The 26,733-nt window shown below is 60.2% G+C and carries 29 protein-coding genes; 17 read left to right on the forward strand and 12 right to left on the reverse strand.

The genetic code is table 11. The features are described from left to right. Positions 1 to 110: 110 nt before the first annotated feature. Both FHW37_RS12830 and FHW37_RS12835 read left to right on the forward strand, forming a co-directional pair. A complete protein-coding gene (locus tag FHW37_RS12830) occupies positions 111 to 566 on the forward strand; it encodes a MarR family winged helix-turn-helix transcriptional regulator (RefSeq protein ID WP_145636900.1) in 456 nt (151 codons plus the stop codon). Continuing rightward, entirely contained in the window at positions 559 to 1,824 is a 1,266-nt protein-coding gene (locus tag FHW37_RS12835) for a multidrug effflux MFS transporter (protein WP_145636904.1), read from the forward strand. The genes FHW37_RS12830 and FHW37_RS12835 overlap by 8 nt, the downstream gene beginning before the upstream one ends. Positions 1,825 to 1,849: 25 nt before the next feature. On the opposite strand, the gene FHW37_RS12840 is transcribed toward FHW37_RS12835, so the two are convergent. The 4 genes from FHW37_RS12840 to FHW37_RS12855 form a co-directional block, all read right to left on the reverse strand. Then, positions 1,850 to 2,191, reverse strand: coding sequence for a tRNA-binding protein (locus tag FHW37_RS12840; RefSeq protein ID WP_145636907.1), 342 nt, complete (start codon positions 2,189 to 2,191; stop codon positions 1,850 to 1,852). Positions 2,192 to 2,197: 6 nt separating this feature from the next. After that, positions 2,198 to 3,013, reverse strand: a complete 816-nt coding sequence (proC, locus tag FHW37_RS12845; RefSeq protein WP_186458241.1) for a pyrroline-5-carboxylate reductase — start codon at positions 3,011 to 3,013, stop codon at positions 2,198 to 2,200. Then, a complete protein-coding gene (locus FHW37_RS12850; protein WP_145636913.1) occupies positions 3,013 to 3,513 on the reverse strand; it encodes a YbjN domain-containing protein in 501 nt (166 codons plus the stop codon). The genes proC and FHW37_RS12850 overlap by 1 nt, the downstream gene beginning before the upstream one ends. Positions 3,514 to 3,967: 454 nt before the next feature. Then, a complete protein-coding gene (locus tag FHW37_RS12855; protein WP_145636916.1) occupies positions 3,968 to 4,219 on the reverse strand; it encodes an accessory factor UbiK family protein in 252 nt (83 codons plus the stop codon). Between the two features lie 250 nt (positions 4,220 to 4,469). On the opposite strand from FHW37_RS12855, the gene lgt reads away from it, so the two are divergent. From lgt to FHW37_RS12890, 7 genes are all read left to right on the forward strand, one after another. Beyond that, on the forward strand, positions 4,470 to 5,315 hold the full coding sequence (gene lgt / locus FHW37_RS12860; protein ID WP_145636919.1) for a prolipoprotein diacylglyceryl transferase: 846 nt from the start codon (positions 4,470 to 4,472) through the stop codon (positions 5,313 to 5,315). A 69-nt stretch (positions 5,316 to 5,384) separates the two neighbouring features. Continuing rightward, positions 5,385 to 6,443 (forward strand): class I SAM-dependent methyltransferase, encoded by a 1,059-nt coding sequence (locus FHW37_RS12865; protein WP_246690788.1) that lies wholly within the window; start codon positions 5,385 to 5,387, stop codon positions 6,441 to 6,443. A 126-nt stretch (positions 6,444 to 6,569) separates the two neighbouring features. Next, positions 6,570 to 7,364 carry a peptidoglycan editing factor PgeF gene (pgeF, locus tag FHW37_RS12870; RefSeq protein ID WP_145636925.1) on the forward strand — a complete coding sequence of 265 codons (795 nt, stop codon included), beginning with the start codon at positions 6,570 to 6,572 and terminating at the stop codon, positions 7,362 to 7,364. A 1-nt stretch (position 7,365) separates the two neighbouring features. Further along, complete coding sequence (locus FHW37_RS12875) at positions 7,366 to 8,517, forward strand: M24 family metallopeptidase (protein ID WP_145636927.1); 1,152 nt, start codon at positions 7,366 to 7,368, stop codon at positions 8,515 to 8,517. A 90-nt stretch (positions 8,518 to 8,607) separates the two neighbouring features. Next, entirely contained in the window at positions 8,608 to 9,396 is a 789-nt protein-coding gene (locus FHW37_RS12880; RefSeq protein ID WP_145636931.1) for a hypothetical protein, read from the forward strand. Positions 9,397 to 9,510: 114 nt separating this feature from the next. After that, the gene (locus FHW37_RS12885; protein WP_145636934.1) at positions 9,511 to 10,443 is read left to right on the forward strand and encodes a ribose-phosphate pyrophosphokinase; all 933 of its coding nucleotides are present in this window, start codon (positions 9,511 to 9,513) and stop codon (positions 10,441 to 10,443) included. A gap of 2 nt (positions 10,444 to 10,445) precedes the next feature. Continuing rightward, positions 10,446 to 10,703, forward strand: coding sequence for a hypothetical protein (locus tag FHW37_RS12890; RefSeq protein WP_145636937.1), 258 nt, complete (start codon positions 10,446 to 10,448; stop codon positions 10,701 to 10,703). A gap of 26 nt (positions 10,704 to 10,729) precedes the next feature. On the opposite strand, the gene FHW37_RS12895 is transcribed toward FHW37_RS12890, so the two are convergent. Beyond that, entirely contained in the window at positions 10,730 to 13,504 is a 2,775-nt protein-coding gene (locus FHW37_RS12895) for a bifunctional diguanylate cyclase/phosphodiesterase (protein WP_145636940.1), read from the reverse strand. A 389-nt stretch (positions 13,505 to 13,893) separates the two neighbouring features. Here FHW37_RS12895 and FHW37_RS12900 point away from each other — a divergent pair, with 389 nt between their 5' ends. The 5 genes from FHW37_RS12900 to prmB all read left to right on the forward strand — a co-directional run bounded on the left by FHW37_RS12900 (position 13,894) and on the right by prmB (position 19,790). Next, the gene (locus FHW37_RS12900) at positions 13,894 to 14,502 is read left to right on the forward strand and encodes a 50S ribosomal protein L25/general stress protein Ctc (protein ID WP_145636943.1); all 609 of its coding nucleotides are present in this window, start codon (positions 13,894 to 13,896) and stop codon (positions 14,500 to 14,502) included. Between the two features lie 249 nt (positions 14,503 to 14,751). Continuing rightward, positions 14,752 to 17,127: a putative bifunctional diguanylate cyclase/phosphodiesterase gene (locus FHW37_RS12905; protein WP_145636946.1), complete on the forward strand. Its 2,376-nt coding sequence runs from the start codon at positions 14,752 to 14,754 to the stop codon at positions 17,125 to 17,127. A 65-nt stretch (positions 17,128 to 17,192) separates the two neighbouring features. Then, the gene (locus FHW37_RS12910) at positions 17,193 to 17,918 is read left to right on the forward strand and encodes a substrate-binding periplasmic protein (RefSeq protein WP_145636949.1); all 726 of its coding nucleotides are present in this window, start codon (positions 17,193 to 17,195) and stop codon (positions 17,916 to 17,918) included. Between the two features lie 78 nt (positions 17,919 to 17,996). Beyond that, positions 17,997 to 18,740 (forward strand): aminoacyl-tRNA hydrolase, encoded by a 744-nt coding sequence (gene pth / locus FHW37_RS12915; protein WP_145636952.1) that lies wholly within the window; start codon positions 17,997 to 17,999, stop codon positions 18,738 to 18,740. Positions 18,741 to 18,857: 117 nt separating this feature from the next. Next, entirely contained in the window at positions 18,858 to 19,790 is a 933-nt protein-coding gene (gene prmB / locus FHW37_RS12920) for a 50S ribosomal protein L3 N(5)-glutamine methyltransferase (protein ID WP_145636955.1), read from the forward strand. Positions 19,791 to 19,828: 38 nt separating this feature from the next. Here prmB and clpS read toward each other — a convergent pair whose 3' ends face one another. The 3 genes from clpS to FHW37_RS12935 form a co-directional block, all read right to left on the reverse strand. After that, entirely contained in the window at positions 19,829 to 20,137 is a 309-nt protein-coding gene (gene clpS / locus FHW37_RS12925) for an ATP-dependent Clp protease adapter ClpS (RefSeq protein WP_145636958.1), read from the reverse strand. A 117-nt stretch (positions 20,138 to 20,254) separates the two neighbouring features. Then, on the reverse strand, positions 20,255 to 20,515 hold the full coding sequence (locus tag FHW37_RS12930; RefSeq protein ID WP_145636963.1) for a type II toxin-antitoxin system VapC family toxin: 261 nt from the start codon (positions 20,513 to 20,515) through the stop codon (positions 20,255 to 20,257). A gap of 136 nt (positions 20,516 to 20,651) precedes the next feature. Beyond that, entirely contained in the window at positions 20,652 to 20,909 is a 258-nt protein-coding gene (locus tag FHW37_RS12935) for an AbrB/MazE/SpoVT family DNA-binding domain-containing protein (protein ID WP_145636966.1), read from the reverse strand. Between the two features lie 147 nt (positions 20,910 to 21,056). Here FHW37_RS12935 and ychF point away from each other — a divergent pair, with 147 nt between their 5' ends. Genes ychF through FHW37_RS12950 form a run of 3 tightly spaced genes read left to right on the forward strand, consistent with a single transcriptional unit; the run spans position 21,057 to position 23,124 of the window. Beyond that, on the forward strand, positions 21,057 to 22,160 hold the full coding sequence (gene ychF, locus FHW37_RS12940) for a redox-regulated ATPase YchF (RefSeq protein ID WP_145636969.1): 1,104 nt from the start codon (positions 21,057 to 21,059) through the stop codon (positions 22,158 to 22,160). A gap of 17 nt (positions 22,161 to 22,177) precedes the next feature. Next, positions 22,178 to 22,660 carry a MaoC family dehydratase gene (locus FHW37_RS12945; RefSeq protein WP_145636972.1) on the forward strand — a complete coding sequence of 161 codons (483 nt, stop codon included), beginning with the start codon at positions 22,178 to 22,180 and terminating at the stop codon, positions 22,658 to 22,660. Continuing rightward, a complete protein-coding gene (locus FHW37_RS12950) occupies positions 22,657 to 23,124 on the forward strand; it encodes a MaoC family dehydratase (RefSeq protein ID WP_145636975.1) in 468 nt (155 codons plus the stop codon). The genes FHW37_RS12945 and FHW37_RS12950 overlap by 4 nt, the downstream gene beginning before the upstream one ends. 15 nt (positions 23,125 to 23,139) lie before the next feature. On the opposite strand, the gene FHW37_RS12955 is transcribed toward FHW37_RS12950, so the two are convergent. The 4 genes from FHW37_RS12955 to FHW37_RS12970 form a co-directional block, all read right to left on the reverse strand. Continuing rightward, entirely contained in the window at positions 23,140 to 23,754 is a 615-nt protein-coding gene (locus FHW37_RS12955) for a LysE family translocator (protein ID WP_145636978.1), read from the reverse strand. An 85-nt stretch (positions 23,755 to 23,839) separates the two neighbouring features. Next, positions 23,840 to 24,379: an adenine phosphoribosyltransferase gene (locus FHW37_RS12960; RefSeq protein ID WP_145636981.1), complete on the reverse strand. Its 540-nt coding sequence runs from the start codon at positions 24,377 to 24,379 to the stop codon at positions 23,840 to 23,842. A 113-nt stretch (positions 24,380 to 24,492) separates the two neighbouring features. Then, positions 24,493 to 25,383: a cytochrome c1 gene (locus tag FHW37_RS12965; RefSeq protein WP_145636983.1), complete on the reverse strand. Its 891-nt coding sequence runs from the start codon at positions 25,381 to 25,383 to the stop codon at positions 24,493 to 24,495. Between the two features lie 29 nt (positions 25,384 to 25,412). Next, positions 25,413 to 26,726 carry a cytochrome b gene (locus FHW37_RS12970; protein ID WP_246690756.1) on the reverse strand — a complete coding sequence of 438 codons (1,314 nt, stop codon included), beginning with the start codon at positions 26,724 to 26,726 and terminating at the stop codon, positions 25,413 to 25,415. Positions 26,727 to 26,733: the final 7 nt, after the last annotated feature.

Below are 26,733 nucleotides of genomic sequence, written 5' to 3' on the forward strand. Positions count from 1 at the left end.
CTCGGGAAACCCGCAATCTCACGGTGATCGTACCGTTCTGATATGCCGGCGGCTTTACAGCGCTACCACTGCAAGATAGCTGTAATACCAAATATTAGGGTACCATCGATTTGCCAAATTCTCCCGCCCGCGAAAATGTCGGACAGCTTATTGCCCAGATCGCACGCCAGTGGCGCCGCAGGCTGGATCTGCGCCTGCGCCCCTTCGGCCTGACCGAAGCGACCTGGCTCCCCCTCCTTTACCTGTCGCGCGCAAAAACGACGATGCGCCAGAAGGATCTGGCAGCCGCGCTGACACTCGACAATTCGTCGGTCGTGCGTCTGCTCGACGCCCTGCAGGCCGGCGGGCTGATCGAACGCCGTGACGAGATTTCGGATCGGCGGGTAAAAACGATCCACCTGACCGAGGCGGCGCATGACGTGATCGAACAGGTCGAGGCAGCCTCTCGCGCCGTGCGCGACGAACTCCTGCAGGGTATCGACGACGAGGCCCTCAAGACGACTTTCGATGTGCTGACGCAGATTTTCGAGCGCCTCGCCGAACCGGGTAGCGATACGGATGACTGATACCCTGCAGGCCGCCATGCCCCAAAAGGCAGACGCGGAGCAAACTGACGGAAAACCGAATGTACTGGGCGGCAGGCCCATACCACCTCTCTGGCTGCTGGCACTGATCACCTTCAGCGGCACCCTTGCCATGCACATATTCGTGCCGGTCCTGCCGCTTGCCGGGCAATCCCTGGACGCCAATCCGGCGCAGATGCAGCTGACGATCAGTTTCTACATTCTGGGCCTTGCCTGCGGCCAGCTGTTCTACGGCCCGCTTTCCGACCGGCACGGGCGTCGCCCTGTCCTGCTCGCCGGCCTTGCCGTCTATCTTGTCGCCAGCGTGATCGCGCTTGCCTCTCCCGACATTCACACCCTGCTCGGCGCCCGGCTTCTGCAGGCGCTCGGCGGCTGCGCCGGCATGGTGATCGGCCGTGCCGTCGTGCGCGACACCTCGACCACCGAAGAGGCGACGCGCCGGCTGGCGCTGATGAACCTCATGGTGACGATCGGCCCGGGTTTTGCGCCGGTTCTCGGTGCAATTCTCGGCGATATTGCCGGCTGGCGGTCGATCTTCGTTTTCCTCTGTCTGCTCGGCCTCGCAAACAGCCTGCTCACCTGGAAACTTCTGCCTGAAACCGCTCGCAAGACGGCCGACCAGACAGCCGGTCTGGTTCTGAAAAACTATCTGAACCTGCTGCGGACGCCGGCATTTCTGGGTTATGCGATCGGCGGCAGCTGCGCCACCACATCCTTCTACGCCTTCGTCAGTGCGGCGCCCTTCATCTTCGGCACCCAGCTGAACCGGCCGAGCCACGAGATCGGCATCTATCTCGGCATCCTCATTCTCGGCTACTGGCTCGGAAGCCTGATCGCCAGCCGCCTCGCCGGCCGGGTATCCGTCCCCAAACTGCTGCGCTCGAACATCTTGAGCCTCGCCGCTGCCCTCTACCTGCTCGTCACGGCCATGACCGGTCACCTGACCGTCATCACCGTCATGCTGCCCATGTTTATCTACACGATCGGCGGCGGCATTGCGTCACCGGCAGCATTGGCCGAAGCGATCAGCGTCAATCCGCGCGTCGCGGGCTCAGCCTCGGGTCTTTATGGATTTTTCCAGATGGCGGTCGGCGCAATCGCCACCGCACTTGCAGGCCTGGGCGAAGACCACACGCTGACGGCTTCGAGCGTCGTTGTGGTCGCCTGTCTGCTGAGCCAGGTCTGTTTCGCTGTAGCGAACCGTGCCGCCCGGCGGCGGGCCGACTATATTTCCAGCTGACGGATAACCTCTCCGCCGGAAGATATCACATCATCTTGCGGCCGTTCGGCACGCCCTGCTCGACCGCGGCAAGCACGATCGCACCATTTTCATCCTCGAAACCAAGCGTCAGCACTTCCGATCGGAACGGCCCGATCTGGCGCGGCGGAAAATTGACGACGCCGAGGACCTGACGGCCGAGAAGCGTCTCCGGCGTATAATGCACGGTGATCTGCGCCGAAGATTTCTTGATGCCGATTTCCGGCCCGAAATCGATCTTCAGCTTGAAGGCCGGCTTGCGCGCTTCGGGAAAGGTTTCGACCTCGACGATCGTGCCGACGCGGATGTCGACCTTCTCGAAGTCGGCATAAGTAATCTCTTCAGCCATGCCGTCTCAGCTTCCCAGTTCTTCCGCACGCTTGCGCGCCGCTTCAAGCGCCGTGTCGAACAGCGGTTGCATCGCATCGTCCGCCATCAGCACACCAAGTGCCGCCGCCGTCGTGCCGCCCGGAGACGTGACGTTCTGGCGGAGCTTCGAGGCTTCCTCGGACGACTGATAGAGCATCTCGCCGGCACCAGCGACGGTTTCGCGCGCAAGGCGCATCGAAAGATCGGCCGGCAGCCCGAGCTTGCGCCCGGCTTCGGCCATGCATTCGACGAGATAGAAGACATAGGCAGGGCCACTGCCGGAAACGGCGGTCACCGCATCGATATCGGCTTCCGTCGCTACCCATTCGACCGGGCCGCTGACGGCGAGCAGCGCCTGCACGGCATCGCGCTGAGCGCCGCTGACTTTGGAATTGGCAAAGGCGCCGGTCACACCGCGGCCGACCATAGCCGGCGTGTTCGGCATGGCGCGCACCATGCCGATCTCACCGAGATGCGATGCGAGATAGGCAAGGGTCTTGCCTGCAGCGACCGAGACGGCAACCGTCTTTTCGCCGGCCGCAGATTTTACGGCCGGAAGCACGACATCCATTGCCTGCGGCTTGACGGCCAGGAACAGGATATCGGCCGACATCCCTTCCGGCAGAGCCGTGAAATGACGAGCGCCGGCATCGGCGATCATCTTTTTCATGGTTTCGGAAGGTGACGGGTCGAGCACCGTCACGTTTTTGCCCGGTACTCCGTTTTTCAGCCATCCGGACAGCAAAGCGCCACCCATATTGCCGGCACCGACGAGAATGACCGTTCCGAAATCTGCAGACATCAGGCTTCGCCCACCGTTTCGAACAGGACGGCATCCATGGCGGCCTTGGCCTCCATGCCGGACCAGACGACGAACTGGAACGCCTGATAATAGGCTTCACAGGCATCGAGCGCACTCGAAAGCAGCACTTCGACCTGCTGATTGGTCGGTTCGGCACCGCCGGCAAGCAGCAGCGACTGCCGGAAGATGACAACGTCTTCCTGGCGCCACAGGTCAAAATGGCCCATCAGCGTCTGACCGTTGACATGCGACAGAAGGCGAATGACTTCGTTGACGCGGATATCGGGGACGCGAAGATCGAAGGCACAGGCAAGATGCAGTGCTTCAAACTCTTCCATCCAGGAAAAGGAGACGTGGTAGTCGGCCCAGCGGCCGCCAACCGTCATGGCGATTTCGTCTTCACCGGAACGTTCGAACGTCCAGTCGTTCGAGGCAGCGACGAACTCGATCATGTCGACCGGGTTCGATTGACGCTCAATTTCAAATTCCATGAGGCTCATGCGGCACCTTTTTGACCGGAATGAATGCGAATTCGAGCGAGAACGCGCCAACAATTACCGGAGACATACTATTTAGATGATCGCCCGACGCCGCCAGAATAACGCTGTTACCCTGTCTGGAGCTTACCGGCCCGTTTCGAATCATCCTTTAAAATCAGTGTAGCTAGACGGAGTCTGAGTACCATCCCCCGATGGGCTGATTTTCGTGGATTGAGGCCGAAAGCTGTTCTTGTGGGAGATCAGAAGGGGTGCTTAACCGACTCTGGACACTGGTCTTTTTGGGAGTGTCCACAGGGTGTGATTTTTTAACGGCACCTTAACGCGAAGGACGCCCGATCGGCTGTCCTGTCTCGCAAAGGGACACGGCCGGAAGGCCGAATCCATGGCCGCCTCATGAGCAGGCGGCCGATATGAAGAAGCAGATTGCAGTGATCCGCATCACTGCGATTCTCGGCTATTTGCCGAGCTTGGCTTCGAGCGCTTCGATCCGCGCCTTCAATGCATCATTCTCGTCGCGGGCACGGGCGGCCATTTCGCGGACGGCTTCGAACTCTTCGCGCTTGACGATGTCCATGCCGTTCAGGAAACGCTCGGCCTGCGCATGAAAGGCGGTCTCCACTTCCTTGCGCACACCCTGGGCAGCGCCGGCAGCATCGGTCATCAGACGCGCAAAATCGTCAAAAATACGGTTCGTTCCGGTTGACATTGGTTCATCTCCGTCGGTCGCGGCAACATGGCCCTAAAAAAGCCGTGCCCCATGAAAATCATGGGGCTTCCAGCTCCATTAAACAAGCAAGTAGGGCCTGCCGCGCATCCTTGCAAGCGTCATCCACCGTTAGCACTTAAGCCCCGTCAGATTCGTCTTGACCGCGAATGAGCACAACGGCATGTTCCGCCCAAAGAGGCGCGGACAAGAGCCGCAATGAGACCTCTGTTTTTGGTGAGACAACAGTAACTTGTACGAAGCCCTTCATCTTTTTGCTCTCATCCCGTTCCCGGACATCGATCCGGTCGCATTTTCTATCGGGCCGCTCGCAGTCCACTGGTATGGACTGGCCTATGTTGCCGGCATCATGCTCGGCTGGTTTTATGCCCGCAAGCTGATCGCGAGACCTTCGCTCTGGCCGAAGGACGAGGCGCCGCTGACGGCCGCCAATCTCGACGATTTTCTCGTCTGGATCGCCGCCGGCATCGTGCTCGGCGGCCGCACCGGCTACGTGCTTTTCTACGATCTGCCGTCGGTGATGGAAAACCCGATCCGCGCGCTGGAAATCTGGAATGGCGGCATGTCCTTCCATGGAGGCCTGATCGGCGCGACGCTGGCGATGATCCTGTTTGCCCGCCGCAACAAGCTCCCGGTCTGGAGCATGTTCGACACGGTCGCGGCCGTCGTCCCGCTCGGCCTGTGCTTCGGCCGTATCGCCAATTTCATAAATGGTGAACTCTGGGGTCGCCTCAGCGACATGCCCTGGGCAATCGTATTCCCGACTGGCGGTCCCTTCGCTCGTCATCCGAGCCAGCTTTATGAGGCAGGGCTCGAAGGCATCGTGCTTCTTCTGGTCCTTGCGCTGATGATCTTCCGTTTCCGGGCGCTGAAAGTGCCGGGTGTGATCTCCGGCACATTCGTCTGTGGTTATGCGCTCTGCCGGATCTTCGTCGAATTCTTCCGCGAGCCGGATGCCCAGCTGGGCTATCTGCTCGGCACCAACTGGCTGACGATGGGCATGATATTGTCCCTGCCGATGATCGCCATCGGCCTCTGGGCAATTGTCAGGGCTCGTATGGCAGCGGCAAAGGCTTAGATGGAGGCGCATTTGGGCACCCCTCATGTAAGCACCCCTCTCGCCGAAAAGATCAAGGCTCTGATCCGGATGAACGGCCCGATCAGCGTCACGGATTATTTTGCCCTGTGCCTCGCCGATCCCGAACACGGCTATTATCAAGCCCGCGAGCCGTTTGGCCGGCATGGCGATTTCATCACCGCGCCGGAAATCAGCCAGCTGTTCGGTGAAATGGTCGGCATCTTCATGGTCCATGCCTGGCAGCGCCACGGCTCGCCCGACAATGTCAGACTGGTCGAAATCGGCCCCGGTCGCGGCACGATGATGACGGACATGCTGCGCGTCATCAAACGCATCGCGCCACCTCTCTTCGAAGGCCTGCACGTCCATCTGGTCGAGACCAGCGAGAGGTTGCGCGGCGCCCAGCGGGTGACGCTCGAGGCCTATTCGACGAAGATCTCCTGGCATGCGAGCTTCGACGACGTGCCGGACGGCTTTACCCTGATCGCCGCCAACGAGCTGTTCGACGCGATCCCGATCCGCCAGTTCATCAAGTTCCAGTCGGCCTTCCGCGAACGGATGGTCGGCCTGGATGCCGATGACGAGCTCGCCTTCACCACGGGCGTCGCAACGCTCGATCCGGCCATCCTGCCCACTCCGATCACCAACATCCCCGACCGGACGATTTTCGAATTTGCCCCGGCCCGCCAGGCCGTGATGCAGGCAATGTGCGAAAGACTGCGCGAAACCGGCGGCTCCGCTCTGATCATCGATTACGGTCACATGGTCACCGGTTTCGGCGACACCCTTCAGGCCGTGCGGGACCACGATTACGATCCGCCACTGGCGCATCCCGGCGAGGCGGACCTGACCAGCCATGTCGATTTCGAGGATCTTGCCAAGGTCGCGCTTTCGGCGGGCATCCACTTGAACGGCGGCCTGCGGCAGGGCGAATTCCTCTATGGCCTTGGCCTTTCCGAACGCGCCTCGGTGCTGGCACGAGACAAGGATCATGCCGAACAGCGCCTGATCGCGGCGGCCGTTGACCGTCTGGCCGGCGAAGGTGCGGGCAAGATGGGCGAGCTTTTCAAGGTCATCGCCGTCTCGAGCCCGGCCCTCAATCTCATGCCTTTCCGGCCAGTGGACTGATACTCGGGCTGATACCCGGATTGACACAACGCCTCCCCTTGCGCCAATCTCCCGCCAGATCGAACCTGCGGGCGGCATTCTGACGCCCGCCAAAAATCTCAACAAATCATAGGGATAGACACGCCGATGCAGGAAAAGACCTCGCCGACGCCGATCGAGAGCCCTCTCCTGTCGCAAAAGGCCGGACCGCGTATCGCCCATGGTTTCTTCACCCGCGAAGGCGGTGTCTCTGAAGGAATCTATGCCGGCCTCAATGTCGGCATTGGCTCCAATGACGACCGAAACCATGTGCTGGAAAACCGCGCCCGCGTCGCCGGTTGGTTCGGACTTGCTCCCGAAAAGCTCGCGACCGTGCATCAGGTCCATTCGCCCGATGTCGCCGTGGTCGATTCGGCCTATGACGGCGAACGGCCGCAGGTGGATGCCATGGTCACCTCGGTACCGGGCATCGTGCTTGGCGTTCTGTCGGCCGATTGCGGCCCGATCCTGTTTGCCGATTCCGAAAACGGTGTCGTTGGCGCCGCCCATGCCGGCTGGAAGGGTGCGCTGACCGGTGTGCTCGAAAACACGATCGATGCGATGATCTCGCTCGGCGCCGAGCGGGAAAAGATCACCGCTGTGCTCGGCCCGTCGATCGGGCCCGAGAGCTACGAGGTCGGACCGGAATTCGTCGAGCGGTTCCTCGCCACCGATCCGTCCTATGCCGCCTTCTTCAGCCCGTCGAAAAATGCCGGACATTCGATGTTCGATCTGCCCTCGCTGATGATCAGCCGGCTGAAGGCAGCAGGCGTTACGGCGGAAAACCTCGACATGGATACCTATCCGGACAAAGAGCGGTTCTATTCCTACCGCCGCACCACTCATGCCAAAGAGCCGGATTACGGCCGGCAGATCTCGGCAATCGCAATTCGGGAGGATTGATATGGCCCTGCATTTCGAACGAACGGAATATTCCGCGCGGCTTGAACGCCTGACGGAAAAGATGAAGGCAGAGAAGCTCGATGCGATCCTGCTCTTTGCGCAGGAAAGCATGTACTGGCTGACCGGCTATGACACGTTCGGCTACTGCTTTTTCCAGACGCTGATCGTCAAGGCCGACGGCTCGATGACCTTGCTCACTCGCTCGGCCGACCTGCGCCAGGCGCGCCAGACCTCGGTGATTGAGAATGTCGTGATCTGGGTCGACCGGGTGAATGCCGATCCGACCCTCGACCTCAAGAACCTGTTGAGCGAGATGGATCTGCTCGGCGCCAGGATCGGCGTCGAATATGACACGCACGGCATGACCGGCCGCGTCGCCCGCCTGCTCGACAGCCAGCTGATGACCTTCGGCCAGATCAGCGATGCCTCCTATCTGGTGAGCGGCCTGCGCCTCGTCAAAAGCCCGGCCGAAATCGCCTATGCCAAGCGCGCCGCGGAACTGGCCGACGACGCATTGGATGCGGCACTCCCCTTGATCAAGGAAGGTGGCGACGAGGCCGCGATCCTTGCCGCCATGCAGGGCACGATCCTGGCCGGCGGCGGCGATTATCCCGCCAACGAATTCATCATCGGCTCCGGCGAGGATGCGCTTCTATGCCGTTACAAATCCGGCCGCCGCACGCTGGATGCAAACGATCAGCTGACGCTCGAATGGGCAGGCGCCGCAGCGCATTACCATGCCGCGATGATGCGCACGATCGTTCTCGGCGAACCGTCCATGCGACACAAGGAACTCTACAAGGCCTGCGTCGAGACCATCGATGCGATCGAGGAAGTTTTGCGTCCCGGCCATACATTCGGTGACGTCTTCGACATCCATGCCAAGATTCTCGATGAACGCGGTCTGTCCCGGCACCGGCTGAATGCCTGCGGTTATTCGCTCGGCGCACGTTTCTCGCCATCCTGGATGGAACACCAGATGTTCCACTTCGGCAATGTCCAGGAGATCCTGCCCGACATGACGCTGTTCGTGCACATGATCATCATGGATTCCGACAGCGGCGTGGCGATGTCGCTCGGCCAGACCTATCTGACAACGGATGGCGCTCCGCAGTCCCTTTCGCGTCACGACCTCTCCCTTATCCAACGCTGACTGCCCAGCGTTGGACCGCCCGCATTGACAGGCCGGAAACCGCGCCCGTAAGCTTGCATCCGGCGGAACGAAGGCGAAGGAGACTGGCGGATGCGGCTTTTCGGAAAACTGCTTTCCGCAAACCTGCTGCTGATCGTCCTTACCTCGTGCAACACGTCGGATGCGCTCTCCCCACCTATGGAGATTGGTTCGAGCCGGCGCCCGTCGACGCCGGTTACCCAGGCAGATACCGAGCGCATGGCACGCGCACCACTGCCGGAAGCCTCTGGCGCCGCCAATTCCTATCCACAGCAAAGCGGCAACATCGACCGCGGCCCGCAAAACACGCTCGATGCCCAGGCCGATGCGATGCAATCCGGAAACGGCACCTCGCCGGCCTCCTCCGGCCCACCGCCGCAATGGGGCGACCAGGGCCCGGCGACAGCAGCCCAGCAACCGGCCTATGATCCACCTGCGCACAACCAGCAGGCACCGCAGCAGCAGGCCGGCACGCCGCCGCCAGCCGCAGCGACCACGGACACGGTCCGTTTCCTGCCGATCATCGGCGCTCCCGTCCAGGCCGTCACACCGCTGTCCCGCCGCCTCGGTTCGGAAGCGCGCGCAGCCGGCCTGACGATCCGTCCATCCGGAGACACCGGTACGGAGCAGATCCTCAAGGGTTATTTCTCCGCCTTTTCCGACGAGGGCAAGGTAACGATCGTTTATGTCTGGGACGTTCTCGACGGATCCGGCGCAAGGCTTCATCGCATGCAGGGACAGGAAAACATCGCGGGCGGCGGACAGGACCCATGGGCCTCCGTACCGGCATCGGTGATGGAGACGATCGCCGACAAGACCATACGGGAATATATGAGCTGGCGTCGTTCTCGCGCCGGCTAAAAGGCAAGAGTCACGCTTTCTTCATAAAAAACGGTGACCGCGTGGAAAACTCTATTGCATTCGAGGGCAGCGACGGTAAAAGGCCCCCATCCAGCTCAAAACAGGCGGACCGCAATGAAGGTTTTCGCAGGCAATTCGAACCGGCATCTCGCCGACGCGATCTGCAGCTATCTCAATGTCCCAGTCGGAAAAGCCTCCGTAAGGCGATTTGCAGACCAGGAAATCTTCGTTGAAATCCAGGAGAACGTGCGCGGCGAAGACGTCTTCGTCATTCAGTCCACGTCCTTCCCGACCAACGACAATCTCATGGAACTGCTGATCATGATCGACGCTTTCCGCCGCTCGTCGGCGAAGCGCATCACCGCAGTGCTTCCTTATTTCGGCTATGCACGACAGGACCGAAAGGCCGGCCCGCGCACGCCGATCTCGGCCAAGCTCGTCGCCAACCTGATCACCGAGGCCGGTGCGGATCGCGTCCTGACGCTTGATCTGCATGCCGGACAGATCCAGGGCTTTTTCGACATCCCGACCGATAACCTCTACGCCGTGCCGATCCTCGCGCGCGACGTGAAGGAACATTACGACCTGAACAACGTCATGGTCGTTTCGCCGGACGTCGGGGGCGTGGTGCGTGCCCGTTCGCTCGCCAAGCGCCTCGACTGCCAGCTGGCGATCGTCGACAAGCGCCGCGAACGCGCCGGTGAATCCGAAGTGATGAACGTCATCGGCGACGTCTCCGGCAAGGACTGTCTTCTGATCGACGACATCGTCGATTCCGGCGGCACGCTCTGCAATGCGGCCGAAGCGCTGCTGAAGCACGGCGCCACCAGCGTCACGGCCTACATCACCCACGGTGTTCTCTCCGGTGGTGCCGTTGCCCGTATCGCGGCCTCCAAGCTGCGCGAACTGGTCATCACCGACAGCATTCAGCCGACCACGGCGGTGCAGTCCGCCCACAATATTCGCGTCATCACCACCGCCAACCTGCTTGGCGAGGCGATCAACCGTACGGCGATGGAATCCTCGGTTTCCAGCCTGTTCGACTGAGCATGGCGGCACGCGATCGATATTCCCGCAAGCTCGAATGTTCGCAATGCGGACATTCGGGTTTTGCGGAAGTCTCCGAGTCCGACGACAAGCGCGCGGGAAACCGCGATTTCCGGGTCGACGAATTCCCAAAAGGCTTCGTCACGGAATTTTCCTCGACCGATCCCCGCAAATACATGATCCGCTGCACCGAATGCAGCCACAAGTTCCGTTTCGAGAGCAAGACAGCCTATGCGCCGGGCGGCGAGCCGCGGCGCTGATCGCCGCGGTTGGGTAACGGAGGCGTTTAGGCCGCCTCGACTTCGATTTCCAGCTGATCGCCCATCGGCATGGGCTTGCCGAACAGATAGCCCTGAACCTCGTGGCAGCCTTCATCGCGCAGGATGTCGAGCTGATCGGTCGTTTCAACGCCTTCCGCCAGAACCGGAATACGCAGGCCCTGCCCGAGCGCCAGGATGGCCCGTACCATGGCTTTCGCCTCGTCGCTGTTTTCCACCTCGATCAGGAAGCTCCGGTCGAGCTTGATCTTGTCGAACGGGAAGGAGCGCAGCGTCTCGAGCGACGAATAACCCGTGCCGAAATCGTCGATCGCGATCGAGACGCCGAGCGCCTTGATCGAGCGCAGCGCGTTGAGCGCCCGCTGCTTGTCGCTGATGATCGAGCTCTCGGTGATTTCCAGTTCCAGCCGGCGCGGGCTCAGGCCCGTTTCGAAGAGAACGGAATGAACGAGTGCCGGCATGTCCGCATGGGCGATCTGCACCGGCGAAAGGTTGACCGCGACCTTGTAATTGTTGGGCCAACTCGCCGCTTCGATGCATGCCTGCCGCAGAACCCATTCGCCGATCGGCAGGATCGCGCCGCATTCCTCGGCAACGGTGATGAAGTCGGCCGGCGAGACATTGCCGCGTTCCGGATGATGCCAGCGCAGGAGCACTTCGTAACCGGTGATCTCGCCGGTCGAGACCGACTTCTGGACCTGATAATGCAGGCGGAACTGGTTTTCCTCGATCGCCGTCCAGAGTTCCTTGGCCATCTTCGTCCGGTCGCGGGCCGCTTCATCCATTTCCACGTCGTAGAAGCAGATATCGCGCGTCAGCGACGCCTTGGCGCGGTACATGGCAAGATCGGCATTGGCGATCAGCGCTTCCGGCGACTGGCCATCATGCGGATAAAGCGCAACGCCCATGCTGGCGCCGGGGCTCATGCGCAGACGGTCGATCTGGATCGGCAGGCTGAAGGCGCTCTGCAGCCGGTCGAGAAACTCCTGGACTTCGGCAATATCCGAATACCGCTTCACCGCCACGAATTCGTCGCCGCCGAAGCGCCCGACCATTTCGTGGGTACGGATCATCGACTGCATCCGGCTGGAGATTTCCTTCAGCACGCGGTCGCCGACCGCATGGCCGAGCTGGTCGTTGATCTGCTTGAACTTGTTGAGATCGATGCCGATGACGGCGATATTCCCCGAAGCATTCGAGACTTCCGTCTCGAGATGATCCACCAGAGCCGCGCGGTTGGGAAGCTTGGTCAGGCTGTCATGCCGCGCCATGAAGGCGATCTTTTCCTCGGTCTTGATCCGCTCGGTAATGTCCTCGAACGTTGCGACCCAGCCGCCCTTGGGAAGCGGGTTGAGATTGACGCGAATGGTCCGACCCGACATCGTCCTGTGAAGGATCGCGTTTTCCATCGAGTTGAGCGCCTTCTTGTATCGCTCGTAGTGCTCCTGCGCCCGCTGCAAGGCTTCGGCTTCGTCATCGATTGCGACGGAATAACCCTTGGCGATCATCTCCCAATAGCTCATGCCCGGAACGACAAACCCTTCGGGGAACTTGAAGATCTGGCTGTAGCGGCCGTTGGCGAGGATGAGCCTTTCATCACGATCGAAAAGGCAGATGCCCTGCGTCATGTTTTCGAGCGCCAGATCGAGGTTCTGCGTTACGACCGCGATACGATCGCTGTCCTGCTTCTGACGCGTCACGTCGCGGGTGATCTTGGTATAACCGACGAGCTGATTTTCGTCGTCGCGCACCGGCTGGATCACCACATGCGCCCAGAACCAGGTGCCGTCCTTGCGATACCTCTTGCCTTCCGCATCGAAGCGGCCGTTCTCGCGCGCCGTCTGCAAGGCAAGCTGCGGCATGCCGCGCGCCTGTTCGTCGGCGGAGTAGAAGCGGGCAAAATTCTGCCCGACGATTTCCTTGGCTGTATAGCCCTTGGCGCGCTCGGCGCCGGCATTCCAGTTGGTCACGACACCATCCGGATCGAGCATGTAGATAGCGTAGTCGGTAACACCACGCACCAGAAGCTGGAAATTGGCTTCGCTGGCCTTGGAGGATTTCTGGGCACGACCCGTCACGGCGGAAACGGCAAGGCCCGATCCGATCAGCGACAGGGAGACCGCGACGATCGTCGCCAGCATCAGCGGCTTGGAAAGCTCGCCGGTATCGAGGCTGACGCCGGCATCCGGCACCAGCGTCACCGCGCCCATGGCGATGAAATGCATGGCCACGATGCCGAGCGAGAGAGTTGCCGCGGCAATCGACGTCGACTTGAGCGCCCTGCCCTGCGTCAGGAGAAAGGCAAGCGGTGCGGTCAGGACGGAAGCTGCAATCGACGCCAGCACCAGTGGCTGCGACCAGACCATCTTGCCGCCGAATTCCAGCGCCGACATGCCGGTGAAATGCATACAGGCGACGCCCGCGCCGAACACGACACCGGCAGCGACGGCTCCCTGGCGTCCTTTCAGCAGCACGACGATCAGGCCCGCTGCAAACGTGGCAAAGAAAGCCAGCGCAAGCGAGATCAGCGTCGCAACGATATCGAAGGTAACGGTGAGGCCGGGGTCGTAAGCGAGCATCGCAACGAAATGCGTCGACCAGATGCCGAAGCCGCCGGCTGCACCCGCGATCGCGATCCAGCCGATCAGCACTCCATGGCTGGCTTCCTTGGCCCGACCGATAAAGGTGACGGTCGCCATGTTCGCCAGATAGCAGAGCACGCCCGCTAGAAGGACGAGTGCAGGATTATGTTCATAAGCGAGGCAGTTCAGTACGGCATACATTAATCGGTTTCCCCCGAAACTGTTGCAGTCCTGACCGAAGCCGCTTAACAAACCCCGTCAAATCCGGCTTTTTCGCCCCGGCATGCATTTCTCTTCGCTAACATGCTTAATGCAAAGAGAACCGGTTCCCATCTGGAGTTATGGCCGGCCATGCAGCGAACCTGCCGTTGTGCGCCGCACACCATAAGCGCATATGCCGGCCCCTGAATGCCGGCGTCGTCACGCCTGCATCACAGCTTGCATCACGGGGCGCCATATATTATAGGGACCGCGTCCGCGCAGACACCCTTGGAGGCAACGCGGATGGAGAGCGTCGGACGATGCCCTCCAGTTTGACACGGCGATTGCCGCTGTGACGAACTCTCCAAATAACCTCGAAAGGACATGCCATGAGCCACGAATCGTATGAGCTCAAGGCCGAGGCGCGCGAACGGGTAGGTAAGGGGTCCGCCCGTGAACTTCGCCGCAACGGTTTTATTCCTGCCGTCATCTATGGTGACAAGCAGTCCCCCATTGCAATCGCACTGAACACCAACGAAGTGACGAAGCGTATCCACGCTGGCGGTTTCATGACCACCATCGCGACGATCGACGTCAACGGCGAAAAGATCAGCGTCCTGCCGAAGGATTACCAGCTGGATCCGGTTCGCGACTTCACCATGCACGTGGATTTCCTGCGCGTTTCCGGTAACACGGAAGTCAACGTTGAAGTCCCGGTTCACTTCGTCAACGAAGACAAGGCTCCCGGCATCAAGGTTGGCGGCGTTCTCAACATCGTTCGCCACGAAGTCGAGCTGCATGTCCCGGCAAGCGACATTCCGGAATTCCTGACGGTCGACCTGACCGGCGCGAAGATCGGCGACAGCATCCACATCTCGCACGTCAAGCTGCCGAAGGGCGCTCGTCCGGTCATCACCGACCGCGACTTCACCATTGCAACGATCGTTGCACCGGCTGCCGGCGTGTCCGAAGACGAAACGACTGAAGCCAGCGAGTAATCGCAGCTACAATCCGTTGAATAAAAACCCGCCTTCTCACGAAGGCGGGTTTTTTAATGCTCGAAATTTCAAATTTGAATAAATGTCAAAGCAAAAGCGCGTCAGATTGATAACTTTGCTGCCGCGCATGCTTTATTTGCCATTTCCATTTCAGCAAAGTTTTAATCAATCGCTGGAAGGATGCGCCCCAACTACTGAACGATAAAAAATACCTTTGACTTATGTCTAAGCAAATTTTGTGGGGAACGGATGACTCATTCCGTTGAGAGTCGATTTATCGCGATCATTTCAGGCGCACTCCTGGTGGTCGTCGCCCCGCTATTCACGCTTTTCCTCGCGCTTTCGTCGCAGCAGGCCGCACGCAATCAGAGCGAACATATCGACGTCATGCTGACGACAAATTCGCAGGCGCTGGCACGGCCGCTCTGGGATCTGGATTCGGAAAGCATCCACCAGATCGTCGCCATGCTGATCGCCGACCCGATGATCCATGTCGTGCACGTGACGGACAATACCGGCAAGATCGACATTTCCGAAATCGACGTTGATCGCTCCGAGATTGCCAGCCTCACCGAAATATCACGTCAGATAACCTATAAATCCGCCAATGGCACGCGCGAAGTCGGCACGATCACCGTTGCCATTCCGACGCTCGGCTGGTTCTCGACCCTGCACGAGATGGAGCTCGCGTTCATCTCCATCTTCATCATCGCCATTCTCACCGTGTTCGGCGCCGCCATTCTCGGCAACCGCGTCATGGTGATCAAGCCGCTCTTGCGGCTGACGGCCGCCATCGAAGCAACCCGCCGTCTTGGCTCCCGCCACCACGTCGACTGGCGCTCCACCGACGAAATGGGTCGCCTCGCCAAAAGCTTCAACGAAATGCAGGCGCTACTCGAGCGTGAGGAACGCGAACTGAAGCGCGCCCACCAGCAGACGACGGAAATCTACAACCTGACACCCGCCATGCTGTTCTCGCTGAACCCCGCAGACGAGATCGCCGCCGTCAGCGACTATTGGCTGCTCGCAACCGGCTATCAGCGCGCAGACGTGGTCGGACGCCCGTTTTCGCATCTGGTCGCGCTCCAGGACCGCACCCTTTACGAAAACCGCAAGCAGAAGAAACGCTCGGCAGGCGCTGCCATCGAGATTACCCTGCCTTTCCTGTGCAGCGACGGCAAGGTGATGGACGTGCTGATCGTGGAAACCGAACTCGGTGCCGTCGGCGGCAATGTTCCGGGCTCGCTCAGCGTCATGACAGACGTGACGGAACTGCGCCAGTCGGAAATGCGCAACCACCAGCAGGCCATCTCGGATCACCTGACCGGCCTTCTGAACCGACAGGGTTTTGAAGCTTTTCTGGAACAGAAGATCGCAGAGGCGGATGCGGTCGGCGGCGAAGTCTCCTGCCTGTTCATCGATCTCGACCGATTCAAGGCGATCAACGACAATCTCGGCCATGCCGCCGGCGATGCCGTCCTGTGCCAGTTCGTCGAGCGCCTCCAGCCGCTGCTGCGCAGCAGTGATGCGGCATCGCGACTGGGCGGCGACGAATTCGCGGTTCTCTTGGCCGGCGACGCCGCAGGCAAATCGGCAGCCGAACTCTGCCAGAAGATCGTCGATCTCTTCGAAGTGCCGTTCCGTGCCGAAGGCACGGGTGTGCGTCTCAGCGCCAGCATCGGCCTTGCCATCTATCCGATCCACGCCACATCCGGCGCGGACCTTCTGCAGAAATCAGACCTTGCCATGTATGCGCGCAAGCGGGACGGCAAGAACGGCGCGCAGGTCTACGATTCCTCCATCCTCGACAAAACGCGTGAACGCGCCGAGATCGAAAGCGATGTCGAGGTCGGCATTGCCGCCAACTGGTTCGAGGCGCATTTCCAGCCGATCGTCGATATCGTCACCGGCGTACCCGCCGGCTTCGAAGCGCTGATGCGCCTGCGCCATCCGCGAAAAGGCCTGCTCTCCCCCGCAGGCATCATCGCCGTCGCAGAAGAGAACGGCACGATCGGCCAGATCGGCAACCTCATTCTCGAAGACGCGCTCGCCAATCTCGCACGCGTGTCGCGCCTCTCCGGCATGGCCGACAGCTATGTCGCGGTCAATTTCTCGCCCCTGCAGTTCGATGCAGGCCTGCCCAGCCGGCTTGCAGCCCTTCTCAGCCGCTACGCGATCCGCCCGTCGCGACTGGTCGTTGAAATCACCGAAGCCGTGCTGATGCACGACAACCCGGAGATCCGCACTATCCTCAACGAGATCCAGGGCTTTGGCTGCCGCATCGCGCTCGACGATTTCGGAACCGGCTATTCGTCGCTGAGCTACATGAGCCGTTTCCCCGTCGACATCGTCAAGATCGACCAGTCCTTCATCCGCTCGCTCGACCAGCAGGGCGAAATCGGCCGCAAGAACAAGATGCTGATCGAAGGCATCACGGCGATCTCACGGAAGATGAACTGCAAGATCGTCGCCGAAGGCGTCGAGACCAGTCAGCAGAGATCGACACTGATCGACATGGGTGTAGATTACGCGCAGGGTTATTACTTCTCCAAGCCGCGCGAGATCAATGATCTCCTGTCGGGATTGCGCGCAGAACAAGTTCCCGTCGCATCGATGGCAGGATAAACCAACAGAAGATTTGCAACATCCACGGATTTGAGACACGATTACATTCCACCCGGAGTCGACAGATGAAGGCAGTAGCACTGGCCCTGACCATATTCTGCCTAGCAGGCGCACTGCGGGCTGAGGAAATGGTGGAGCTCAAGACCGAGTCCTATCCTCCCTTCAGTTACCGCGATGCCGACGGGACCTATAAGGGCACGGCTATCGAGCAGGTGGAAACGATCATGCGGGATGCCCGCCTGCCCTACAGCCTGGAAATGCTGCCCTGGGCGCGCGCAATCGCTCTTGCCGAGACCAAAGCCAACAATTGCGTCTTTACGACCGCGATGACGCCTGATCGCGAAAACCGCTTCAAGTGGGTTATACCTCTTTCGACAAGCCCCAACATTCTCGTGCGCCACATCGATTCCGATGTCAGGGCGGCGACGATCGATGACGCCAAGCGATATATGGTCGGTACCCATCGCGGCGATTACACGGAAGGGCTTCTGACCAACTGGGGCTTTCAGAAGATCGATATCAGCGCCGATTTCGATACCAGCCTGCGCAAGCTCCTCGACCGACGGATCGACATGATGCCGATGTCGGAAAATGTCTATGACCGGCTGAAGCGCAATGGAACGCCGGTCGAGAAGGTGATGCAATTTGCCCTGCAGCAATTCGGCATCGCCTGCCAGAAGGATATGGCCGACGAAACCATCGCCCGCATGCAGAACAGTCTGGACGCGATGAAGCGCGACGGTCGGATGGCGGAGATCTATCGCCGCTATGGCCTGAACCCGCCGAAATGATCCGCACGGAGACACAAACGGGTTGACTTCATTCCTGTTTCGATGTGGTGAGAAACCATCGAAACACGGAAATGGCGCATGTTGATCCTCGCAGGTCTCGGCAATCCCGGCAGCCAATATGCCGGCAACCGGCACAATATCGGCTTCATGGCGCTCGACGCGATCCAGCGTCGCCCCGAATTTTCGCCCTGGTCGAAGAAATTCAAGGCAGAGATTTCCGAGGGCGAGATCGGCGGCGAGAAGGTGTTACTGGTCAAGCCGCAGACCTACATGAACCTGTCAGGCGAATCCGTCGGCGAGGCCATGCGCTTCTACAAGCTCGGCCCCGAAAACATCGTCGCCATCTATGACGAACTCGACCTGCCGCCCGGCAAGTCCCGCATCAAGACCGGCGGCGGCCATGGCGGCCATAACGGCGTCAAATCGCTCGATGCCCATTGCGGCAAGGAATACCGCCGCCTGCGCCTCGGCATCGGCCACCCCGGCTCCAAGGAACAGGTGCACAACCATGTGCTCGGCGATTTCGCCAAGTCCGACCGGGTCTGGCTGGAGCCGCTGCTGGACACGCTTGCCGACAATGCAGCCATGCTGGTCAAGGGCGAGGATTCGCAACTGATGAACAAGCTTGCCCTTGCCGTCGGTGCCAAGCCGGACGAGGAAAAGCCGAAGCCGGCCGCGAAAAAGCCCGAGGGGCAGCCTTCGCCCAAGCCCGCCGGCAAATCCCACGTTCATCAGGCCCGCGGCGGCGGCAAGCCGAACATTCCGACGACGGGCCCGATGGCCGACATGCTGAAAAAGATGTTCGGCAACAAGGGCGACTGAGGGTGACCGGAACGCACCCGGTTTTGGTGCGTTCAGCCGAACGATGCGGTAGCAGATTGCGGTGGAACAGACGCCGTCAAGCAGTTATGGAAATGCCAAACCGGATGAGGCCTTCCTTTGAGCACAAATAATATTACCGACGAACTCGTCACCCTTCGCGACTACTGGCGTTATGCCATTTCACGTTTCAACGCTGCCGGCCTGACATTCGGCCACGGCACGACGCGGGCCATCGACGATGCCGCCTTCCTTGTGCTGGACTCGCTCGATCTGCCGATCGACACGCTCGATCCCTTCCTTGATGCCCGCCTGACTGCTGCAGAGCGCAAGCTGCTGGCGGAGCGGATCGAGGCGCGTGTGACGACCCGCAAGCCCTCCGCCTATCTCACGGGCCGCTCCTATATCCAGGGCGTCCGCTTCAAGGTCGACGAGCGCGTTATCGTGCCCCGTTCGCATATCGGCGAGATCCTGTTTTCCGAATATATCGGCGACGACGAGCCGTCCTATCTTCCCGACGCTGAATCGGTCGAAAGCGTCATCGATATCTGCACCGGTTCGGGCTGCCTTGCCATTCTGGCCGGAAAGTTCTTTCCGATGGCCGAGATCGACGCTGTCGATCTCTCGGCCGACGCCTTGGAAGTGGCCAAGATCAACGTCGCCGATCACGAGATGGAAGACCGGCTGCAGCTGCATGAAGGCGATCTCTTCGCGCCGATCGGCAACCGCAAATACGATCTGATCATCACCAACCCGCCTTATGTCGATCATGAGGAAATGGCGATGTTCCCGGATGAATACCGGGCCGAGCCGGAAATGGCCTTCGACGGCGGCGTCGACGGTCTCGACATCGTTCGCCAGCTTCTCACCGAAGCGCCAAAACATCTCAATCCGGGCGGCGGCATGCTCTGCGAAATCGGCAGCGGCCGCGAAATCCTCGAAGAGGAATTCCCCGATCTCGAATTCCTTTGGATCGAGACGGCAGAGTCGGAAGACAGTGTTTTCTGGATCAGCGCCGAATCTCTTGGCGTGAAGGCGCCCAAGAAGAAGTAAGAACTCGGCCGAGCCGGCCTAACAGCCGGCTCGCCTCCTTATTCTTCCGGCTCCGTCGTGAACATCAGCGGAAAACCGGCCTCCTTGGCAAGGTCGATCGCCTCCTTGGCCTTGGTCTCGGCAATATCCTTCGTACAGACGACAACGACGGCAACGCCCATCCGGTGCGCCGTCATCATCACGCGATGCCCTGTCTCTTCGCTCATCCGGAACACGGCTTTCAGCACCATCGTCACGAATTCGCGCGGCGTATAATCGTCATTGACCAGCATGACCTTGTAGAGCTTCGGTCGCTCCAGCTTCGGTTTGGTCACGGTTTTCGGTTTGAGGGTCGTGTTTTCGGCCATCGGCATCTCCTGATGACGTTCGCCAGTCTGAAATAGCGATATGGATATAAATTCCATATCGCACTGCGATTGAGACAATTCAAGGAAGGGCGCTGAACTTCGGCTCGAGATTTCCGCTTAGTCGCTTGCCAGCAACACGGCCTTCCTGCCTTGTTTCTCGACGATCGATGCAGCACGTCTATCAAATGTGGCGAAGGCCTCGCCGCCCTGCCTGCGTCCCTCGAATTCGATGACGCCGTCGGCGAAATCACCACCCGCCCTCAGAAATGACAGCCCGCTCGCAACTGCTGCATTGTCCAGATAGACGCTGTCCGTTTCGCTCAGATAGACGATGGCCGTCTCAAGCTCCGACTTGGTGAACTTGTAAAGGCGCGCCAAAACCCAGGCGAGTTCGCAAACCGTCTGGTTGGTAACAACAATATCGTGGGACTTGAGAAATTCCTCGGCGATCGGCGTCTCGACCGGATGATCGTGCTGAACATCCTAACAAGCACATTGGTATCGACGACCGCCCTCAAGACTTGATCTCGCCGGCATAACCGGCCTCGATGGCCTCATTGATCTCCTCGATCGAGTGCGATCGAGCGTCCCTGTTACTGAACATGCCGAAAAGGCTTTCTATCTTGCGCGTCCGGCCGGCAGCCCGGATATTGCCCTGGCCTTCCGGAAGAAGGTCGATTTCGACCTCATCACCCGGCTCTACGCCAAAATGTTCGAGAACTTCCTTCTTCAGCGTCACCTGCCCCTTGGCAGTCACCTTAAGCCTGACCATCGCAGATCTCCTTTCCCTTAAAGTAAGGCAAAAATGCCTTACCTACAAGCAATGGGAACGACGGGATCGGAACCCAAGCCTTGACCGCCCGACCACTTTCCCCCATAGCCAGACCAACGAAAATTCAAAGATACAGGGTCCGGACCCATGGGTTTCAAATGCGGTATCGTGGGCCTGCCGAATGTCGGCAAGTCCACGCTCTTTAATGCACTCACCAAGACGGCGGCGGCACAGGCGGCGAACTATCCGTTCTGCACGATCGAGCCGAATACCGGCGAAGTGGCGGTTCCCGATCCACGCATGCAGCAGCTGGCGACGATTGCCGGCTCCAAGGAAATCATTCCGACCCGTATCTCCTTCGTCGATATCGCTGGCCTCGTGCGCGGCGCATCGAAGGGCGAAGGCCTCGGCAACAAGTTCCTGGCCAATATCCGCGAAGTCGATGCCGTCGTGCACGTCCTGCGCTGCTTCGAAGACGACGACATCACCCATGTCGAAGGCCGCATCAACCCGGTCGGCGATGCCGAGACGATCGAGACCGAGCTGATGCTCGCCGACCTCGAAAGCCTGGAGCGGCGTGTCGAACAGACCCGCAAGCGCGCCACCGGCAAGGACAAGGAATCGGTTGCCCAGCTGCCGGTCATGGAAGCCGTCATCAAGCTCCTGAACGAAGGCAAGCCGGCCCGTCTTCTCCTGAAGACGCTGGCGGCGGAAGAGATCGAGATCCTCAAGGGCCTCAACCTCCTCACCTCGCATCCGGTCCTCTACGTCTGCAACGTCGCCGAGGGCGATGCCGTCGACGGCAACGAGCACACGAAGGCGGTCGCCGAAATGGCGAAGGCGCAAGGCGCGGAATGCGTCATCATCTCGGCTGCGATCGAAGCCGAAGTAGCGCAGCTGCCGGAAGAAGAAGCTGCAGAATTCCTTTCGGCTCTCGGCCTCGAGGAAGCCGGTCTCGACCGCCTGATCCGCGCCGGTTACCACCTGCTCGACCTGATCACCTATTTCACGGTCGGCCCGAAGGAAACCCGCGCCTGGACCATCCGCCGTGGCACCAAGGCACCGGCCGCAGCCGGCGTCATCCACACGGATTTCGAACGCGGCTTCATCCGCGCCTTCACCATCGGCTTTGACGACTACGTCGCCTTCAAGGGTGAAGTCGGCGCCAAGGAAGCCGGCAAGGGCCGCGACGAAGGCAAGGAATACGTCGTCCACGACGGCGACGTCATCCACTTCCGCTTCAACACCTGATCGAAGACGGAAACGGCGTGAACGGCTGGGTCTATTATTTCGAGGATTTTGTCGAAGGCAGGGCTTTCCCGCTCGCCGAACGGCAGGTCCTTGCGGAAGAGATCGTCGAATTCGCATCGGAATTCGACCCCCAGTCCATGCACCTCTCGGAAGAAGGCGGCAAGGCCAGCATTCTCGGCGGCCTTTCGGCTTCCGGCTGGCACACTGCAAGCCTGTTCATGCGCATGATGTATGACGGCTGGCTGTCCCGCTCGGCCTCCGAAGGATCTCCCGGCATCGAGTTCATGGAATGGAAGAAGCCGGTCCTGGCCGGCGACACACTATCCGGCCGCTCGACGGTGATCGAGGCTCGCGCCTTGCGCTCCCGCCCCGGCATCGGCCTCGTCAAATTCCTGCACGAGGTGGAAAACCAAAACGGCGAGATCGTCATGCGCGGCGAAAACCCGATCATGATCCGCGTGCGCAATCCGGCCGAGGGTGCAGCCAAGGGGACGGTATGAGACTGATCGAACTCTCCTCCCCCGGCACACGGATCGAGACCGGCACGCTGCTCTTCACCGCCGAAGACATCATCCGTTTCGCGAAGAAATTCGACCCGCAGCCGTTTCACACGGATCCGGTCGCGGCCAAGGATTACGTCTTCGGCGCGCTCTGCGCTTCGGGCTGGCATACCTGCGCCGGCTGGATGAAGATGTTTCTGGCCTATTGGGAAACCGAAGTGGCCAGACTGGAAAGCCAGGGCGTCACACCGCCAAAGCTCGGCCCTTCGCCCGGTTTCAAAAAACTGCAATGGCTGAAGCCCGTTTATGCCGGCGACAGCATCACCTATTCGGTGACACTCACCGACAGCCGCCCGCTCGCCTCGCGGCCCGGTACATTCATCAACATGATGATCAATGACGGCGTCAACCAGCGCGGCGAAACCGTGATGCGCTACGAAGGCACCGTCCTCGAATTCGAGTGAACGACCGCCCGCGTTTTAACGCGCAGCGACGACCGCCACCCCTGCCCCGACCATGACGACACCACAGCTGCGATTGACCCGCCGAAGCACTTTTGGCCGACGCAGAGCCGTGCGGGCGCGGCTCGCCAGAAACACATGCCCACCGATCACCAATGCCTCCACCGCGACGATGACCGCGGCCAGAATGCCCGCCTGCCGGAAAGAAAGGTCGGCACCGACGACATTCGGCAGAAGTGCGATGTAAAAGAGCGGCATTTTCGGATTGCCGAGATTGAGCACGACACCCGTGGCAAAACTTGCGAGCAGTCCGCCACTGCCCCGCTCCGGTTTCACATCCACGGCCACAGGCTCCGCAAACCAGAGCTTTAGCCCCATCCAGACGAGATAAGCCGCACCGCCATAGCGCAGCACGGTCATCACGCTCCCCATCTCGGCTGCAACGAGCGATAATCCGAAACATGCGAGAAACAGGAAGAACAGAATGCCGGTTACCGTGCCGGCGCCGTAAGCGATGCCGGAGGCTGCCCCGTGGCTCACAGTCCGCGCGACGATGGTGATATTATCCGGCCCGGGACTTGCGGCAAAAACAAGGAAGGCGGCAGCAAAGGCTGCGATCGTCGAAAATTCCATCGGCCCCTCACCCATATGGAGAAGCGACAAGTCTAGCGGGTTCGCAGCGACCTGCAACCCGCCAGAATTGATGGGATGGGACCGATCAGTGGCCGGAAAACTCGACCAGCGTACGTACCTCGACACCGAGCGCCTCAAGCTTCTTGCGGCCGCCGAGATCCGGCAGGTCGATGACGAAGCAGGCCGACACGATTTCCGCGCCGAGCTGACGCAGCAGCTTCACGGCACCTTCGGCCGTGCCGCCGGTGGCGATCAGATCGTCGGTCAGGATCACCTTTTCGCCGGGCTTGACGGCATCGACATGCACTTCCATCTCGTCGACGCCGTATTCCAGGCTATAGGCAACCCGCACCGTCTCATGCGGCAGCTTGCCCTTCTTGCGGATCGGCACGAAACCGGCCGAAAGCTGATGTGCCAGTGCACCGCCAAGAATGAAACCGCGCGCCTCGATACCCGCGATCTTGTCAACGCCGAGCCCCTGATAGGGATGCACGAGCTCATCCACCGCCGTGCGGAAGGCCGCGGCATCGCCGAGCAGCGTGGTGATGTCGCGAAACACGATGCCCGGCTTCGGGTAATCATAGATGGCGCGAATGGAGGCGGCGAGTTTTTCGTTGACTGGCATGATGGTCCGACTGGATTGAAAGATGAGGCCGCAACCTATCAAGCCTCGCCCACCAGCCCAACAAAAAAGGCGACCGGAAGGCCGCCTTTTTGATGCGTTGAACCTCAGGGAGCTCAATGCTCCTTGTTGGCATAAACCGACTTCTTCGTCAGGTAGATCAGCACGGTGAAGATCAGCAGAAACACCATGACCATGAAGCCGGTGCGCTTGCGTTCTTCCAGATGCGGTTCCGCCGTCCACATCAGGAAGGCCGAAACGTCCCTGGCATACTGGTCGACCGTCTGCGGGCTGCCGTCGTCATAGGTGACCTGATCGTCATTGATCGGCTTCGGCATGGCGAGCGAGGAGGCGTTGGCGAAATAGGGGTTGTAGTGCCCCCCTTCCGGCACCTGCGTGCCCGCCGGCGGTTCCTCATATCCGGTCAGCAGCGAGTGGATATAGTCCGGTCCGCCTTCCTGATACTGCGTGAACATGTCGAAGATGAACTGCGGAAAGCCGCGGGTGATGCCGCGTGCCTTGGCCAGCAGCGACATGTCCGGCGGTGCCGCCCCGTTATTGGCGGCAGCAGCGGCCTGCGCGTTCGGATAAGGCGACGGGAAATAGTCGGACGGGATGGCTGCCCGCTCGAACATCTCGCCTTCGTCGTTCGGTCCGTCCTGCACCTTGTAATTGGCGGCAAAGGCCTTCACCTGCGCGTCGGAATAACCGAGATCCTCCAGCGTCCGGAACGACACCAGACGCATGGAATGACAGGCGGAACAGACTTCCGCATAGACTTTCAGGCCGCGCTGAAGCTGCGTCTTGTCATAGTGCCCGAAGGGTCCGGAAAACGTCCATTTCTCGCTCTTCGGATGTTTGAGCGGGTAATGCGGCGTCTCGGCTTCGGCGTGCTGTGCTGCAGCCCCTGCCTTTTCCTCCTCCGCTCTGGCTTGCGGCGCCATGACGGCGCTGCAAAACCCTGCGACAAGAACCAGTGGCAGGAACCTTGCTGCAAGCTTCTTCATGATTGCGTTCCTCTCTCCCGCGCCGCTCATCAATGCGCCTCCCCGTGTTCCTCATCGGCAACAGGAGCGCCGACGACCGGACGCGGACGCCTCGGACGATTCTTCTCCTCAAGAACCGCCTCCGTGATCGAATTGGGAATGCGTGTCGGCGTTTCGAACAGGCCGAGAAGCGGCATGATCACCAGGAAAAAGCCGAAATAATAGACCGTGCCGAGCTGCGACATCAGCGTGAACACGCCTTCCGCCGGCTGCGAGCCGAGCCAGCCGAGCAGGATCGCATTTGCCACGAACAGCCAGAAGAACAGCTTGTACCAGGGGCGGTAGACCGCCGAACGGACCTTCGACGTATCGAGCCAGGGCAGGAAGAACAGGATGATGATCGAGCCGAACATCACCAGCACGCCGCCGAGCTTGGAATCGATCGGCCCGATGTTGAAGGTGATGGCGCGCAGCATCGCGTAGAACGGCAGGTAATACCATTCGGGCACGATATGGGCTGGTGTCTTCAGCGCATCGGCCGGAACGTAGTTATCCGGATGGCCGAGGAAATTCGGCATGTAGAAGATGAACCAGGCGTAGAAGATCAGGAAGACCGAGACGCCGAGCGCATCCTTTAGCGTCGCATAGGGCGTAAACGCCACCGTATCCGTCTTGGTCTTCACCTCGATGCCGGTCGGGTTCGTCTGGCCGGTCACATGCAGCGCCCAGATATGCAGGACAACGACGCCGGCGATCATGAACGGCAGGAGATAATGCAGCGAGAAGAACCGGTTCAGCGTCGGCTGTTCAACGGCAAAGCCACCAAGCAGGAACTGCTGGATCCATTCGCCGACAAAAGGAAAGGCCGAGAAGAAGCCGGTGATGACGGTCGCGCCCCAGAAGGACATCTGCCCCCAGGGAAGCACATAGCCCATGAAGCCGGTCGCCATCATCAGAAGGTAGATGACGACGCCGAGAATCCAGAGGATTTCGCGCGGCGCCTTGTACGAGCCGTAATAAAGGCCGCGGGCGATATGCAGATAAACGGCGATGAAGAAAAACGATGCGCCGTTGGCATGCATGTAGCGCAGCAGCCAGCCATGATTGACGTCGCGCATGATCTTTTCGACGGAGTCGAAGGCAGCACCCGTCGATGCCACGTAATGCATGGCCAGCACGATGCCGGTGACGATCTGCACGATCAGCATGACCGACAGCATGGCGCCGAACGTATAGGCGTAATTGAGATTGCGCGGCACCGGATAGGAAATGAAACTGTCATGGATGAGACGCGGCAAAGGCAGCCGCGAATCGACCCATTTTTCAATACCGGTGGATGGCTGGTATGTGGAATGACCGCTCATGATCGAA

The sequence above is a fragment of the Neorhizobium alkalisoli genome (assembly GCF_007829835.1).
Taxonomy (GTDB): Bacteria; Pseudomonadota; Alphaproteobacteria; order Rhizobiales; family Rhizobiaceae; genus Neorhizobium.